This is a genomic window from Demequina iriomotensis (assembly GCF_000971395.1).
GTDB classification, from domain to species: domain Bacteria; phylum Actinomycetota; class Actinomycetes; order Actinomycetales; family Demequinaceae; genus Demequina; species Demequina iriomotensis.
Map to the genome: position 1 here is coordinate 660,471 of NZ_BBME01000009.1, position 13,844 is coordinate 674,314.

A 13,844-nucleotide genomic window follows, 5' to 3' on the forward strand; every position below is an offset into this window, starting at 1 on the left:
ACCTACCGCTTGACGGGGGTGACGCCCAGCGAGCGGCCCGCGAGGCCGCGCTGGCGCGACGTGAGCGTCCTCGCCACCTCGCGCAGGGCCTCCGCCGCGGGCGAGGACGGGTCCGAGACCACCACGGGCGTGCCCGCGTCGCCCGCCTCGCGCGCGGTGATGTCGAGCGGGATCTGGCCCAGCAGCGGCACCTGCGTGCCGAGCACCGAGGACAGGCGACCGGCCACGGTGGCGCCGCCTCCCGAGCCGAACACCTCGAGCCGCGACCCGTCGGCCTGCTCGAGCCATGCCATGTTCTCGACCACGCCGACCACCGACTGCGAGGTCTGGGTCGCGATCGCGCCCGCGCGCTCCGCGACGCCCGCGGCGGCGGACTGCGGCGTGGTCACCACGAGGATCTCGGCGTGGGGCAGCAGCTGCGCGACCGAGATCGCGATGTCGCCGGTCCCGGGCGGAAGGTCGAGGAGGAGCACGTCGAGGTCGCCCCAGAACACGTCGGCGAGGAACTGCTCGATCGCGCGGTGGAGCATCGGCCCGCGCCACACGACCGGCTGGCCCTCGGGCACGAACATGCCGATCGAGACCGCCTTGACGTCGTGCGCGATGGGGGGCAGCAGCATGTCGTCGATGCGCGTGGGCTGGCCCTGCACGCCGAGCATGCCCGGGATCGAGAAGCCGAAGATGTCGGCGTCGAGCACGCCGACCTTGAGGCCGTCCTGGGCCATCGCGGCCGCGAGGTTCGCCGTGACGGTGGACTTGCCCACGCCGCCCTTGCCCGACGCGATCGCGTAGATGCGCGTCATGTTGCCGGGCTGCGTGAACTGGATGACGGGCTCGGGCTTGCCGCCGCGGAGCTTGGAGCGCAGCGCGAGGCGCTGCTCCTCGCTCATCACGCCCAGCTCGATGCGCACGTCCTCGACGCCGTCGACCGTACGCGCGGCCGCCTCGACGTCCGTGGTGATGCGCTCGCGCATCGGGCACCCCTGCGTGGTGAGGTCGATGCCGACCACCGCGAGGGCGCCGTCCACGTCGACCGAGCGGACCATGCCGATCTCGGTGATGGGGCGGCGGATCTCGGGGTCGATGACCTTGGCGAGGGCGTCGTGGATGAGCTCGACGGTAGGCATGGGGTCAATCGTAGGCGCTCGGCGCGTGCCTCCCTCCCGGTCGGGCGGGGACGATGCGCGGGTCAGCGGGCGCGGCGGCTGGGCTTGCGCGGCTCGTCGGGGCGCGGGTCCTCGTCCTGCTCGACGTCGCCGTCCTCGCGCAGCTCCTCCCGGAGCTCCTCGAGCAGCGCGCGCAACTCGGAGCGCACGAAGTCGCGCGTCGCGGTCTCGCCCAGCGCCTGGCGCAGCGAGGCGACCTCGCGCGCCAGGTACTCGGTGTCGGCGAGCGAGCGGGCGGCCTGCTGGCGGTCCTGCTCGGCGGCGACGCGGTCGCGGTCCGCCTGACGGTTCTGCGCCAAGAGGATCAGGGGCGCGGCGTAGGACGCCTGCAGCGACAGCATGAGCGTGAGCCCGATGAACGGCCACGGGTCGAACTGCTGCTTGTCGGGGCCCCAGACGTTCCACGCCCCCCACGCGCCCACGAAGATGGTGAGCCACAGGATGAAGCTCGGGGTGCCCAGGAACCGCGCGATGCCCTCGGCCCACTGGCCCCCGCGCTCGGCGTCCTTGCGCCGCCGGAAGAGGCCGCGATCCACGCCCTTGGGGCGGTCGAGACGGTCAGCCACGGCTGCCTCCCTTCGCGGGGGCGCCGAGCGACTCGTCCTCGTCCATGTGCTCGCGCCAGTCGCTGGGCAGCAGGTGGTCGAGGACGTCGTCGATCGAGATCGCGCCCACCAGGCGGTGGTCGTCGTTCACCACGGGCAGCGCGAGGATGTCGTATGCGGCCATGCGGCGCGCGACGATGGACAGGTGGTCGCCCGGGTGCAGCGGCGCGATCGCGGGGTCGACGAACGAGCCGATCGCCTCGTGCGGGGGCTCGCGCAGCAGGCGCTGGATGTGGACCAGGCCGATGTACCGGCCGGTGGGCGTCTCGAGCGGCGGGCGCACCACGAACACCATCGAGGCGAGCGCGGGCGGCAGCTCGTTCTTGCGCACCAGCGCGAGGCACGTCGCGACGGACGTCTCCGGGCCCACGATGACGGGCTCGGTGGTCATGAGCCCGCCGGCGGAGTCGTCCTCGTACCCGAGCAGCTGCTCGACGTTGCGCGCCTCCTCGGGCTCCATGAGCTCGAGCAGCGCGGCGGCCTGGGTGGCGGGCAGGTCGCCCAGGAGGTCGGCCGCATCGTCCGGGTCCATCGCCTCGAGGACGTCGGCCGCACGCTCGGAGCGCAGGGTCGACAGGAGGACGATCTGATCCTCCTCGGGAAGCTCCTCGAGCACGTCGGCGAGGCGCTCGTCGTCCAGCGCGGCCGCGATCTCCGCCGAGCGCGACGGGCTCATCTCCATGAGCGCCGCCGCGAGGTCGGCCGGCTTGTGGTCCTCGAAGGCCTCGATGACCAGCGACGCGCCCTGGTTCTTGTCGCGCGTCGACAGCCCCGTCACCTGGTCGACGCCCACCACGAGCGACTCGCCGCGGCGCGAGAAGCCCAACACGCCCTTGCGACGCTCGGCGCGACGCACGTAGAGCTTGGTGAGGCGCCACGTCTTGGTGCGGTCCTGCTCGATCGCGATGTCCTCGATGTAGGCGGTGGACTTGTCCTCCTTGAGCTTCACTGAGCGCTCGAACAGCTCCGCGATCGCGAGGGACTCGCCCGGGCGCGCCTTGAAGCGCCGCAGGTTGATGACGCCCGTGCAGATGACCTGCCCGGGGTTGATCGCCGTGACGCGGGTGAGGGGCATGAAGACGCGCCTGCGGCCGGGGACCTCGACCACCAGGCCCACCGCGGTGGGCGGCGTACCGCCGGTGCGGCGGATCACGACGACGACGTCGCGCACACGGCCGACCTCGTCGCCGATCGGGTCGAAGACCGAGGTGCCCGCGAGGCGCGCGATGTAGACGCGGTCGACTGCGGTGCTCATGCGCCCAGAGTAGTCCCGGGGACGCGTCCCTCCTGGGACGTGGGACGATGCGGACGCTTCAGCCTCGTACGTGGGCCCAGCAGGCGAGGATCGCCGCCGCGCTCACGCGGACGTCGTCGACGGTGGTCGCCTGATCGGACACCGAGATGCGCATCGCGCGACGGCCCTTCCAGGTCGAGGCGCCCGCCCACATCGTTCCCTCGGCCTGGACCGCCGCGATCACCGCGTCCGTGGTCGCGTCGTCCCCGAACCGCACCAGCACCTGGTTGAGCGCGACGGGCGCAAGCACGTCCGCGCCGCCGCCGGTGAGCAGCTCCGCGAAGAGCCGGGCGTGCGCGCACGTGCGCTCGATCAGCGCGGCGACGCCCTCGCGGCCGTTGGCGGCCAGCATCGCCCACGTCTCGATGCCGCGGGCACGCTGCGACATCTGCAGCCCGAGCTGCATGAGCGGGCGGGCGTCCGTGCTCGCGACGTACGAGGCCTGCATCGCGGTGGTGCGCTCGAGGTCGGCGCGCTCCCGCACGATGACGAGGCCCGAGTCGTAGGGCACGTTGAGCCACTTGTGGGCGTCGGTGCCCCACGAGTCCGCGAGCTCGACGCCCGCCACCTGGTCGCGCAGGGCGGGGGAGGCCGCCGCCCACAGGCCGAACGCGCCGTCGACGTGGACCCAGCCGCCCGCATCGTGCACGGCCGGGATGATCGCGGCGAAGGGGTCCGAGGCGCCGGTGTTGACGTTGCCCGCCTGGAGGATGACCAGGGTGAGCGCGTCGGTGTCGGTGGGGAACGCGTCGGCCCGGATCGCGCCGGTCGCGTCGGTGGGCACCGTCTCGATGCGGCCCGGCCCGAGCCCGGCCAGGCGCAGCGCCTTGAGGATCGAGACGTGCACCTCCTCGCCGACGATCACCCGGAGCGGCGGCGCGCCGAAGAGGCCGTCGCGGTCGACGTCCCAGCCCGCGCGCGCGAGCAGCGCGTCGCGCGCGACCAGGATCCCTGTGAGGTTCGCGAGCGTGGCGCCGGGCGTGAAGGTGGCCGTCGCATCGTCCGGCAGGCCCAGGAGGTCGAGCACCCAGCCGGCCGCGACCTCGTCGAGCACCGAGGCGACGGGGGACGCGACTGGGAGGGAGGGGTTCTGGTCCCACTGGCCCGCGAGCACCGCCGCGGCGGCGGCGGCATTGTCGACGCCGCCGTTGACGAAGCCGAAGAAGCGGCCCTGCGCCTGTGCGACCGTCGCGGGGGAGCCGAACGCGTCCAGCTCCGCGAGGACCTCCCGGGCCGCGATCGAGCGGTCCTGGAGCGGACGGCGGAAGACGTCGAGCGCCGCGATCGCCTCCGGCGTCGGCGCGACGGGACGATGCGCGGCACCCGCGAGGTACGCGCCGGCGCGGCGGGCGGCCTCGGTCACGAGGCCGATGCGCTCGCGGGTCGAGGCGAGGGCGTGGGGGCTGGTGAGGGCCGGGGTGAGGTCGACGGTGCTCATGCGGTTCAGCCTGCGCGGACTGGCTCCTGATGGCCAGGGCCACCTCGAGCACCTCTGGCGCTTGCGGGAGGGTGCCAGTTCGCGATGGGATGGCGTCATGCGCACCACGGCGGATCAGCTCAGCGGCGTGCTCGACCACTGGAAGTCGGGCACGGGGCCGCTCTATCAGCAGCTCGCGGACGCGATCGTGTCGCTCGCGGAGGCGGGCTCGCTCGATCACGGCGCGCGGCTCCCGTCGGAGCGGGCGCTCGCGTCGCAGCTGCACCTGTCGCGCAACACCGTCACCGCCGCGTATCAGCGGCTGCGGGACCAGGGCTGGCTCGAGGCCTCGCCCGGCACGGCGCCGCGGCTCGGCATGCGCTCGCGCGGGGTGTCCGCGCTGACGGCGCAGGACCGCTTCTCGCGCATCCTCGTGGGCCAGGACGAGCCGCTGGTCGCGCTCAACACCGCGTCGCCGCCGCCCGCGCCCGCCGTGTCCGAGGCGCTCGCGCGGCCCGAGGAGCTGCTGGACGGCGTCGCGGCGCTGGGCAACGGCTACGCGGCCCTGGGCGACCGCGACCTCACCCTGGCGGTCACGGACCACCTGCGCGCGCAGGGCATCCCCGCACGCGCGGACGAGGTGGTCATCACGTCGGGCGCCCAGCAGGCGCTGTGGCTCGCGGTGACCGCGCTCGCGACGGCGGCGACGCCGGTGGCGCTCGAGGCGATCACCTACCCGGGGGTGTTCGACGCGATCGCCGCGGCGGGGTCGCGGCCGCTCGCGCTGCCCATGACCGACGCGGGGCTCGACGTGACCGGCGCCGCCAAGCTGCTGCGCGCGGCCGAGCCCGACCTCGCCTACGTCACCACGTTCAACAACCCGACGGGCACCATGCTCGCCGATGCGGACGCGGCGACGCTCCTCGACGCGGCGGCCGCCGCCGGCACCACCGTGATCGACGACCGCACGCTCGCGGATCTCGCGCTCTCGGGCGCCCGCCCGCGCCCGTTCGCGGCGCTGGGGACGGGAGCGTCGGTGGTCACCATCGGCGGCCTGTCGAAGGTGTTCTGGGGTGGGCTGCGCATCGGGTGGCTGCACACGAACGCGACGCTCGCGGCGCAGCTGCGGCATCGTCGCGCCGCCATGGATCTCGGCAGCCCGGCGCTGTTCCAGCGCATCGGCGCCGTGCTCCTGCGCGAGCGGTACGAGGAGTCCGTGGCGTGGAGGCTCACGTCCCTGCGCGAGTCCCTCGCGGCGACGCGCGAGGCGATAGCCGAGGAGGGACTCGACTGGGAGGCCGTGACGCCCGACGGCGGGCCGTCGCTGTGGGTCCGCATGCCGGGGGTCTCGGCGGAGCGCTTCGCCGAGCGCGCCGAGCGCGCGGGCGTCCCCGTGGTCGCGGGTGCGGCGTTCTCGGTGATCCCGGGCGCGGGCGCGGATCGCTTCCGGCTCCCGTTCTACCTGCCGCCCGAGCAGATGCGGGTGGGGGTCAAGGCGCTGGCGGCCCGCGCGGCCTGACGCCGGGCCCGCGCGCCCTGCCGTCTCACCCCGCCGCCTCACCCCGCCGTCGCAAGTCACGGATCTGCGGAGTCTCGATCGGTCCTCGCCGTTCGCGCGCGGATCGGGCAACTCGACAGACGTGACTTGCGGCAGAGCCTGCCGTCGGACAGAGGCCCCGGTCAGCGCAGGGCGTCGCCCGCGAGCCTCACCGAGCGGATCCGGGCCGCCGGGTCGAGCGACGGGTGGACCGTGATGAGCTCGTCGGCGCGGGCTTCCTCCGCGAAGGCCTCGAGGCCCACGCGGACCTCGTCGGGCGTGCCGACCGCGGCCTTCGACATCATGGCTGCGATGCCCTGGCCCTGCGGCGTCGTGAGGAACGCCTCGATCTCGTCGTCGGAGTGCTCCCGCGTCGCGGGACCGCGCTTGAGGAGCGCGCGGACGCGGTACCGGCGGGCGGCCGCGAGCTCGGCCCGCGCCTCGTCGCCGTCCTCCGACGCGATCACGTTGACGCCCGCGATGACGAAGGGCTCGGGATGCTGCTCCGAGGGCTGGTAGGTGCCTCGGTAGAGCGCGACCGCTTGCTCGAGCGCCTGCGGCGCGAAGTGCGAGGCGAAGGCGTACGGCAGTCCCAGCTGCGCGGCGAGCTGCGCGCCGAACAGCGAGGACCCGAGCACGTACAGCGGGACCCGGGTGCCGGCGCCGGGCGTGGCGACGAGGCCGTCGAGGCGCGGGTCGCCGGCCAGCAGGCCCTGGAGCTCGCGGACGTCCTCGGGGAAGCGGTCCGAGTCCTCGGGCGCGCGGCGCAGGGCGGCGTACACGCCGCGGTCGCCGCCGGGCGCGCGGCCGAGCCCCAGGTCGATGCGCCCCGGATGCAGCTCGGCGAGCGTGCCGAACTGCTCCGCGACCACGAGCGGCGAGTGGTGCGGCAGCATGACGCCGCCGGCACCCAGGCGGATGGTGCGCGTGTGCGCCGCGACGTGCGCGATGACCACGGCCGGGGCGGACGATGCGATGGTCGGCATCGCGTGATGCTCGGCGTACCAGACGCGGCCGTAGCCGGCGCTCTCGGCGGCCTTGGCGAGGTCAACCGAGTGCGCGAGGCTCTCCGCGGCGGTGCCTCCGGGACGGATGAAGGCGAGGTCGAGCAGGGACAGGGCGAGGGGCATGGTTCTTCTTTCGGGCGACGGCGGTTCCGGGGGCACAACGCCGGACCACGGGAGCCTATGCCCGCGCCGGAGCGCCCCCTGCACAAGTCACGGGCCAGGGGCACCTCGATCCGCGAATCAGGTTCGGAGGCAGACCGGGCGACCGCCGGTCCGTGACATGGAGCAGCGGGAGGGCGGCTACGGCGACGGGTAGTGCGTCTCCAGGATCGCCATGAGCGGTGAGGCGAGCCCGCTGTCGCAGTAGCTCGCGGCGGGGTCGACCGCATCGACGCACGTGCCGACCGTGAGGACCGGCGCGAACGCGAAGGCGAGCACCAGGGCCCACACGACCCATCGCGTCACCCGGCGCCCGCGCTCGCTCACGCTCGCATCGTCCCACGTCGCTGCGGTGATGCGACGGAGGGATGACGAAGGGCGGGGCGTCGCACCGATCGCGACGCCCCGCCCTCCGGGTCTCGGGCGTGACTAGCGGCCCAGGCGCTTCATCCAGGCCACGACCTCGTCGGGGTCGCGGGGGAGCGCGGCGGAGAGGTTCTCCGCGCCGTCCTCGGTCACCAGGATGTCGTCCTCGATGCGGACGCCGATGCCGCGGAGCTCCTCCGGGGCGGCGAGGTCGCCCTCCTGGAAGTACAGGCCCGGCTCGATGGTGAACACCATGCCCGGCTCGAGGACGCCCTCCATGTACAGCTCGCGCTTGGCCTCCGCGCAGTCGTGCACGTCGATGCCGAGGTGGTGCGACGTGCCGTGGACCATCCAGCGACGGAACAGCTTGGACTCGGGGTCGACGGACTCCGGCGCGATGCCCCACTCCGTGAGGCGCTTCTCGATGACGTCGACCGCCGCGAAGTGGATGTCGAGGAACTTGATGCCCGGCTTGACGATCGCCAGGGCCGCGTCGGCGGCCTCGAGGACGATCTCGTAGACGCGGCGCTGCGTGGCCGTGAAGTCGCCCGAGATGGGGAACGTCCGCGTGACGTCCGCGGTGTAGAGGCTCTCGACCTCGACGCCCGCGTCGAGCAGCAGCAGGTCGCCCTCGCGCACCTGGCCGGTGTTGGCGATCCAGTGCAGCGTGGTGGCGTGCGGGCCGGCCGCGGCGATGGTCTCGTAGCCCGTGCCGTTACCCTCCTCGCGGGCGTGGCCGTCGAAGCTCGCCTCGATGACGCGCTCGCCGCGCTTGTGGCCCACCGCGCGGGGCAGCTGAGCGATCGCGGCCTCGAAGCCTGCGATGGTCGCGTCGACCGCGTCGCGCAGCTGCTGGACCTCGTACTCGTCCTTGACGAAGCGCATCTCGGCGAGCGCGACGCGCACGTTCTTGTGCGGCTGGTGAGCGAGGTTGATCTTGGGCAGCTCCGACAGCGCCTTGGTCGCGATGCCGGTCATGGCCGCGAACTCGGGCAGGCCCGGACGGCGGCCGATCCAGAACTCGCCGGCGGCCGGGTCGGAGTAGAAGCCCTCGTCGCCCGGCTGGGCGGGCGGGACCAGGTACAGCGTCGCATCGTGCCCCTCGGCGGCGCCCTCGCGGGGCTCCATCACCAGGATCGCGCCCGGCTCGTGGTCCATCCCCAGCCCGGTGAGGTAGGCGAAGTCGCTGTCGGGGCGGAAGCGGTAGTCCGTGTCGTTCGAGCGGGTCTTGAGGTCGCCCGCCTTGACCACGATGCGCTCGCCCGGGAAGCGCGCGCTCAGGCGGGCGCGGCGCTCGGCGGCGTAGGGCGCGGCGGCGATGCGGGTGACCTCGACGTCCTCGTGCGGCGCCCAGTGCGCGCCCATGAAGTCCTTGAACTCCTGGGTGGTGGGCCGGCCGGTACGGGCCTTGTTCGTCTCAACCTTGTCGTTCACCCGGCAATGGTCGCATGCGTGGCGGGTGGCATCGCACGTGTGAGGTTGGGCACATCGTCCCCTTCGCGCGTCGGCGCTCGCGAGCACCGGCCATAACCTTGGTCCACTCCGAGGGAAGGTCGATGCTCGTGCGCGCACGCCTGCTTGCCGCGGCCGCGGTGATCGTCACGACATGCTCGTTGCTGATCGCGCCGGCCTTCGCCGCCGAGGAGGCGTCGCGGCTCGAGCGCGCGGGCGTGATCGCGGAGCACGCGGCCGTCGCGGCCGCCGCCGCCGATGCGGCCTTCGAGGCCGGCGACCTCGACGAGGTGCGTGCGCAGGCCGCTGCCGTCGACGAGGCCGATGCGACCCTCGAGGAGCTGCTGGCGCAGTCCGAGGCGGACCTCGCGGACGCCGAGGCGGCGGCCGACGCCGCCGCGACGAGCGTCCTCGCCACCCAGGGCGCGGCGGAGGCGTACGACGCGCAGTTCGAGGCGCTGCAGGAGCTGGCGGACGCCCGCGCGGAGGCGCAGCACGCCGCCACCTCGCTGCGGGCCGAGGTGGTGCTGCTCGAGGCCGAGCTCGCCCTCGCCGCTCCCGGTCCCCTGCGTGACGAGAAGCAGGAGCGTCTCGACGCGGCGCGCACCGAGCTCGATGAGGCCGAGGCGCAGGCCGTGCTCACGCTTCAGGCGTGGCTCGCCGCATCCGACGGGCTCCCCGCGCTCGAGGAGCGGGTCGCGGAGCATGAGCGCGCGCTCGTGGCCGAGGCCGCCGCCCGCGCGGCGCTGGCCGACGCCGCGGCGGAGGTAGACGCGCTGACGCCGATTCACGACGCGACCCACGCCGCGGCGACGGCGATGGAGCAACGCCGGCTCGATGTCGCCGAGGTCCGCGCGCTCCTCGCCGCGATCTCGTGGACCGCGACGTGGCCCGATGGCGAGATCCACGCGGGCGCGACGGTGCCCGTCACACTGACCCTCGCGCGCCCGGAGCTGCCGGCCGTCGACGATCCGGCCGTCACGGTGCTCGCGCCGGAGGGCCTCGTGGCGGGGTGTGATCCGACGCTCGCCTGCGCCGTCGACGTCCCCGTGTCGGAGGACGATGCGGTGGCCGGGTCGATCGATCTGGTCGTCGAGGTCACGGGCACGGTGCGCGTCGGCGGGGACGCGACGCGCGCGACGCGCGTCTCGGTCGCGGGGACGTTCACCCTCGCGGTCGCGCCGACGCCGGATCCCGCGCCCGTCGAGCCCGAGGTCGAGGAGCCCGAGGCGGAGGAGCCTGAGGTTGCCGAGCCCGCCCCCGCGCCGTCCGACGAGCCCGCGAAGGAATCCGAGGAGCCGAGGCCCGTCGCGTTCGACCAGGAGGCCGAGGTCGAGCGGATCGCGGGCCTGGCGGAGCAGGCGGCCACCGTCGCACCGGTCGAGGAGCACGTGACCGCGGTCCCCGTCGCCGCGGAGGCGGGCCAGCCCGCCGCCGAGACCTCGGCGGTCGGCGCCGTCGAGGCCGGGCGCGGCGGCACGGGTCCCGTCGAGATCGGCGCGATCCTCGCGGCCGCGCTCGGCGTGATGTTCCTGGTACGTCGGCACGAGGCCTGACCCGCGCATCGTCCCGCCGCGATGCCTAGGCTGAGGGCGTGCGCATCGACCTCCACACCCACTCCACGGTCTCCGACGGCACGGGCGCGCCTGCCCAGGTGATCCGCGAGGCCGCGGAGGCGGGGCTCGACTGGGTCGCGCTGACCGACCACGACTCGACCGACGGCTGGGAGGAGGCCTCGGCGGAGGCCGAGCGGCTCGGCATCGGCTTCGTGCCCGGCATCGAGGTGTCGGCGAAGGACCGCTGGGTGTCGATCCACATGCTCGCGTACTGGCCGCGACCCGACGATGCCGCGCTCGCCGAGATCCTTGCGCTCACCCGCGACGCGCGCGTGGGGCGTGCGCAGTCGATGGTCGAGCGGATCGCCGTCGAGTACCCGCTCGAGTGGGAGGACGTGGTGCGGCAGTCGGGCGAGGCCGCGACGGTGGGACGGCCTCACATCGCCGACGCCCTGGTCGAGCGCGGGCACTTCGCGACGCGTGGCGAGGTGTTCGATGCGATCCTGCACAACCGCTCCCCGTTCTACGTCCACCACTACGCGCCCGACGTGCACGATGCGGTGCGTGCCATCCGCGCGGCCGGCGGGGTGCCCGTGTTCGCGCATCCAGGCGCCCATGCACGCGGGAGGGTGGTGCCCGACTCCGTGATCGCGTCGCTCGCGGAGGCGGGGCTCGCGGGGCTCGAGGTGGATCATCGCGACCACGACGACGACTCGCGCGCGCGGCTCGCGGCGCTCGCGGAGAGGCACGGGCTCATCCGGACCGGGTCCTCGGACTATCACGGGACCGGCAAGCTCAACGTGCTGGGCGAGAACACCACCTCCGTCGAGGCGTTCGAGGCGCTGCAGGCGCAGCGGGGCTAGCCTCCCGCGCTGCCGCCGGCGGCACGGGCGGGCCTATCATGCCGACATGACCCGCCAGAGCCCCATCGCCGACATCCCGGTCTCCGGCGACGTCATCCGCCTCGGCCAGTTCCTGCAGCTGTCGGGCCTCGTCGACACCGGTGGCGAGGCGAAGGAGGCCATCGCGTACGGCGAGGTCTCCGTGAACGGCGAGGTCGATCGCAGGCGCGGACGCCAGCTCCAGCACGGCGACGTCGTGGAGCTCGACGGCCGCCGGGCGCGCGTCTCCGCCTAGCGGGGCCGCGCGACGAGCGCGGCGCCTGGCGCCTGGCGCATGGGATCTTGAGGTCCTGCGCCTCGACAGGGCCTTCGCGCAGGGGATCTTGCGATCCCCCGCAGTGTCGCGCCGCACGGAGGCAGCGTGAGGGGCGCGACCCTCAAGATCTCATGCGCGAAGGCCGCAGGGAACCCGGATTCCTCAAGATCCCCTGCGGTCAGGCGCAGAGGGGCGGGCTCCGGGGCGCGGCGTGCGGGGCGCTGTGTGCCGAGCGCGACGCGACGGACACGGCGAAGGGCGGGACCCTCGCGGATCCCGCCCTTCGTGTCGGCTGCTACTCGCCTGCCGGCTGCGCCTGCGGCGCGCCCTCACCCGAGCCCGCGCCGCCCGAGCGGCGGCGACGGCGGTTGCGCGAACGGCGCGGCTTGGCCTCGCCCTCGCCGGACGGGCCGGTGCCGGACGATGCGGCGCCCTCGGCGCGCGGCTCGCGAGGAGCCGAGCCCTCCGACGAGCCGCCCTGTCCCGAGCCCCCACGGCGACGGTTGCGGTTGCGGCCGGAGCCGCCCTCGCGCGCGCCCTCGCCCGAACCCGAACCCGAACCCGAACCCGAACGCGAGCCGGAGCCCGATCCCTGGCGCCCGCCTTGGCCGCGACCGCCGTCACGCCCGCCGGAACGGCCCGCGCCGCCCGTGTGCTTGCCGGTCTCGCCCAGGTCCTCGAGCGTCTCGGCCTCGAGGCCCTCGCGGGTGCGCTTGTCGCGCGGGAGGCGGCCCTTGGTGCCCGCGGGGATGTCGAGGTCCTCGAACAGGTGCGGCGAGCTCGAGTACGTCTCCTGCGGCTCGGGGTAGCCGAGGTCGAGCGCCTTGTCGATGAGCGACCAGCGGGGCACGTCGTCCCAGTCGACGAACGTCACGGCGGTGCCGGTCTTGCCCGCGCGGCCGGTGCGGCCGATGCGGTGCAGGTACGTCTTCTCGTCCTCGGGGCACTGGTAGTTGACCACGTGCGTGACGTCGGTGACGTCGATGCCGCGCGCCGCGACGTCCGTCGCGACGAGGATGTCGATCTTGCCCGAGCGGAACGCGCGGAGCGCCTGCTCGCGGGCGCCCTGGCCCAGGTCGCCGTGGATGGCGCCGGCGGCGAAGCCGCGCTCGCGCAGCTCGTCCGACACCTTCGCGGCGGTGCGCTTGGTGCGCGCGAACACGACGGTGAGGCCGCGGCCGTTCGCCTGCAGCAGGCGCGCGAGGACCTCGACCTTGTCGAGCGCGTGCGCACGGTAGACGACCTGCTTGATGGCCTTGACGGTGGCGCCGTCGTCGTCCGGGTCGGCCGCGCGGATGTGCGTGGGCTGCGTCATGTAGCGGCGGGCCAACGCGACCACGGCGCCCGGCATCGTCGCGGAGAACAGCATGGTGTGGCGCGACGCGGGGGTCGCGGCGAGCAGCCGCTCGACGTCGGGCAGGAAGCCCAGGTCGAGCATCTCGTCGGCCTCGTCGAGCACCACGGTCTTGATGAAGCGCAGGTCCAGGTGGCCCTGGTTGAGCAGGTCGATCATGCGGCCCGGCGTGCCGACGATGACGTCCGCACCCTTCTGGAGGGCCTCGATCTGGGGCTCGTACGCGCGGCCGCCGTAGATCTGGACGATGCGGACGGCGCGCTTGCGCGACGCGGCCTCGAGGTCGTTGGCCACCTGCACCGCGAGCTCGCGGGTCGGGGCGACGATGAGCGCCTGCGGCTTGCCCTTGGCGTCGCCGAGCAGCTCGTAGGCGTCCTCGCCGGGGGCGGCGGTGCGCTGCAGCGCGGGGATGCCGAAGCCGAGCGTCTTGCCGGTACCGGTCTTGGCCTGGCCGATGATGTCGTGGCCGGACAGGGCGACCGGCAGGGTCATGGCCTGGATGGGGAAGGGGCTGGTGATGCCCTTGTCGGCGAGCGCCTCGACGATGCGGGGGTCGACGTCGTAGTCGGCGAAGGTGGTGTCGTGCGCCTGCACGCTGGCATGGGTCTCGGTCATGGTGCTCCAGAGGAGGGTGGGGGCGCGGCAGCGCCCATGCGGCGGGCAGCCGATCGCGAATCATCCTCTAAGCGGCTCGTCGCTGTCTTCAGCGGTACCGCGCTTCACATGACGACCGGTCAGCCCCGGGTCGCGTCACAGTGTACCGGCGCAGGGTG

The 13,844-nt window shown here is 73.9% G+C and carries 12 protein-coding genes; 4 read left to right on the forward strand and 8 right to left on the reverse strand.

Annotated elements, in window-relative coordinates; genetic code table 11:
* Nucleotides 1-2 precede the first annotated feature (2 nt).
* The 4 genes from AOM09_RS03185 to AOM09_RS03200 all read right to left on the reverse strand — a co-directional run bounded on the left by AOM09_RS03185 (nucleotide 3) and on the right by AOM09_RS03200 (nucleotide 4,503).
* Nucleotides 3-1,127: an Mrp/NBP35 family ATP-binding protein gene (locus AOM09_RS03185; RefSeq protein ID WP_062384148.1), complete on the reverse strand. Its 1,125-nt coding sequence runs from the start codon at nucleotides 1,125-1,127 to the stop codon at nucleotides 3-5.
* 62 nt (nucleotides 1,128-1,189) lie between these two features.
* Nucleotides 1,190-1,732 (reverse strand): DUF1003 domain-containing protein, encoded by a 543-nt coding sequence (locus AOM09_RS03190; RefSeq protein ID WP_062384151.1) that lies wholly within the window; start codon nucleotides 1,730-1,732, stop codon nucleotides 1,190-1,192.
* Nucleotides 1,725-3,026 (reverse strand): magnesium transporter MgtE N-terminal domain-containing protein, encoded by a 1,302-nt coding sequence (locus tag AOM09_RS03195; protein WP_062384155.1) that lies wholly within the window; start codon nucleotides 3,024-3,026, stop codon nucleotides 1,725-1,727. The genes AOM09_RS03190 and AOM09_RS03195 overlap by 8 nt, the downstream gene beginning before the upstream one ends.
* A 58-nt stretch (nucleotides 3,027-3,084) precedes the next feature.
* Nucleotides 3,085-4,503, reverse strand: coding sequence for a pyridoxal phosphate-dependent decarboxylase family protein (locus AOM09_RS03200; protein WP_062384158.1), 1,419 nt, complete (start codon nucleotides 4,501-4,503; stop codon nucleotides 3,085-3,087).
* Between the two features lie 97 nt (nucleotides 4,504-4,600).
* On the opposite strand from AOM09_RS03200, the gene AOM09_RS14805 reads away from it, so the two are divergent.
* Nucleotides 4,601-6,001 (forward strand): aminotransferase-like domain-containing protein, encoded by a 1,401-nt coding sequence (locus tag AOM09_RS14805; protein ID WP_062384161.1) that lies wholly within the window; start codon nucleotides 4,601-4,603, stop codon nucleotides 5,999-6,001.
* Nucleotides 6,002-6,162: 161 nt separating this feature from the next.
* Here AOM09_RS14805 and AOM09_RS03210 read toward each other — a convergent pair whose 3' ends face one another.
* The 3 genes from AOM09_RS03210 to AOM09_RS03220 form a co-directional block, all read right to left on the reverse strand.
* Nucleotides 6,163-7,149 carry an LLM class flavin-dependent oxidoreductase gene (locus tag AOM09_RS03210; protein WP_062384165.1) on the reverse strand — a complete coding sequence of 329 codons (987 nt, stop codon included), beginning with the start codon at nucleotides 7,147-7,149 and terminating at the stop codon, nucleotides 6,163-6,165.
* Nucleotides 7,150-7,326: 177 nt separating this feature from the next.
* Nucleotides 7,327-7,512, reverse strand: a complete 186-nt coding sequence (locus AOM09_RS03215; protein ID WP_062384168.1) for a hypothetical protein — start codon at nucleotides 7,510-7,512, stop codon at nucleotides 7,327-7,329.
* Between the two features lie 102 nt (nucleotides 7,513-7,614).
* Nucleotides 7,615-8,985, reverse strand: coding sequence for an aminopeptidase P family protein (locus tag AOM09_RS03220; RefSeq protein ID WP_062384172.1), 1,371 nt, complete (start codon nucleotides 8,983-8,985; stop codon nucleotides 7,615-7,617).
* Between the two features lie 122 nt (nucleotides 8,986-9,107).
* Between AOM09_RS03220 and AOM09_RS03225 the strand changes: the two genes are divergently transcribed.
* Genes AOM09_RS03225 through AOM09_RS03235 form a run of 3 tightly spaced genes read left to right on the forward strand, consistent with a single transcriptional unit; the run spans nucleotide 9,108 to nucleotide 11,696 of the window.
* Complete coding sequence (locus tag AOM09_RS03225; RefSeq protein ID WP_062384175.1) at nucleotides 9,108-10,559, forward strand: hypothetical protein; 1,452 nt, start codon at nucleotides 9,108-9,110, stop codon at nucleotides 10,557-10,559.
* 38 nt (nucleotides 10,560-10,597) lie between these two features.
* Entirely contained in the window at nucleotides 10,598-11,422 is an 825-nt protein-coding gene (locus AOM09_RS03230) for a PHP domain-containing protein (RefSeq protein ID WP_062384178.1), read from the forward strand.
* 46 nt (nucleotides 11,423-11,468) lie between these two features.
* Nucleotides 11,469-11,696, forward strand: coding sequence for an RNA-binding S4 domain-containing protein (locus AOM09_RS03235; RefSeq protein WP_062384182.1), 228 nt, complete (start codon nucleotides 11,469-11,471; stop codon nucleotides 11,694-11,696).
* Between the two features lie 316 nt (nucleotides 11,697-12,012).
* Here the strand turns inward: AOM09_RS03235 and AOM09_RS03240 are convergent, their stop codons facing one another.
* Nucleotides 12,013-13,686: a DEAD/DEAH box helicase gene (locus tag AOM09_RS03240; RefSeq protein WP_062384186.1), complete on the reverse strand. Its 1,674-nt coding sequence runs from the start codon at nucleotides 13,684-13,686 to the stop codon at nucleotides 12,013-12,015.
* Between the last annotated feature and the right edge of the window lie 158 nt (nucleotides 13,687-13,844).

Coding starts and splice junctions, on each gene's coding strand:
- AOM09_RS03185 (WP_062384148.1), bottom strand. CDS start 1,127: ATGCCTACCGTCGAGCTCATCCACGACGCCCTCGCCAAGGTCATCGAC.
- AOM09_RS03195 (WP_062384155.1), bottom strand. CDS start 3,026: ATGAGCACCGCAGTCGACCGCGTCTACATCGCGCGCCTCGCGGGCACC.
- AOM09_RS03200 (WP_062384158.1), bottom strand. CDS start 4,503: ATGAGCACCGTCGACCTCACCCCGGCCCTCACCAGCCCCCACGCCCTC.
- AOM09_RS14805 (WP_062384161.1), top strand. CDS start 4,601: ATGCGCACCACGGCGGATCAGCTCAGCGGCGTGCTCGACCACTGGAAG.
- AOM09_RS03210 (WP_062384165.1), bottom strand. CDS start 7,149: ATGCCCCTCGCCCTGTCCCTGCTCGACCTCGCCTTCATCCGTCCCGGA.
- AOM09_RS03225 (WP_062384175.1), top strand. CDS start 9,108: ATGCTCGTGCGCGCACGCCTGCTTGCCGCGGCCGCGGTGATCGTCACG.
- AOM09_RS03235 (WP_062384182.1), top strand. CDS start 11,469: ATGACCCGCCAGAGCCCCATCGCCGACATCCCGGTCTCCGGCGACGTC.
- AOM09_RS03240 (WP_062384186.1), bottom strand. CDS start 13,686: ATGACCGAGACCCATGCCAGCGTGCAGGCGCACGACACCACCTTCGCC.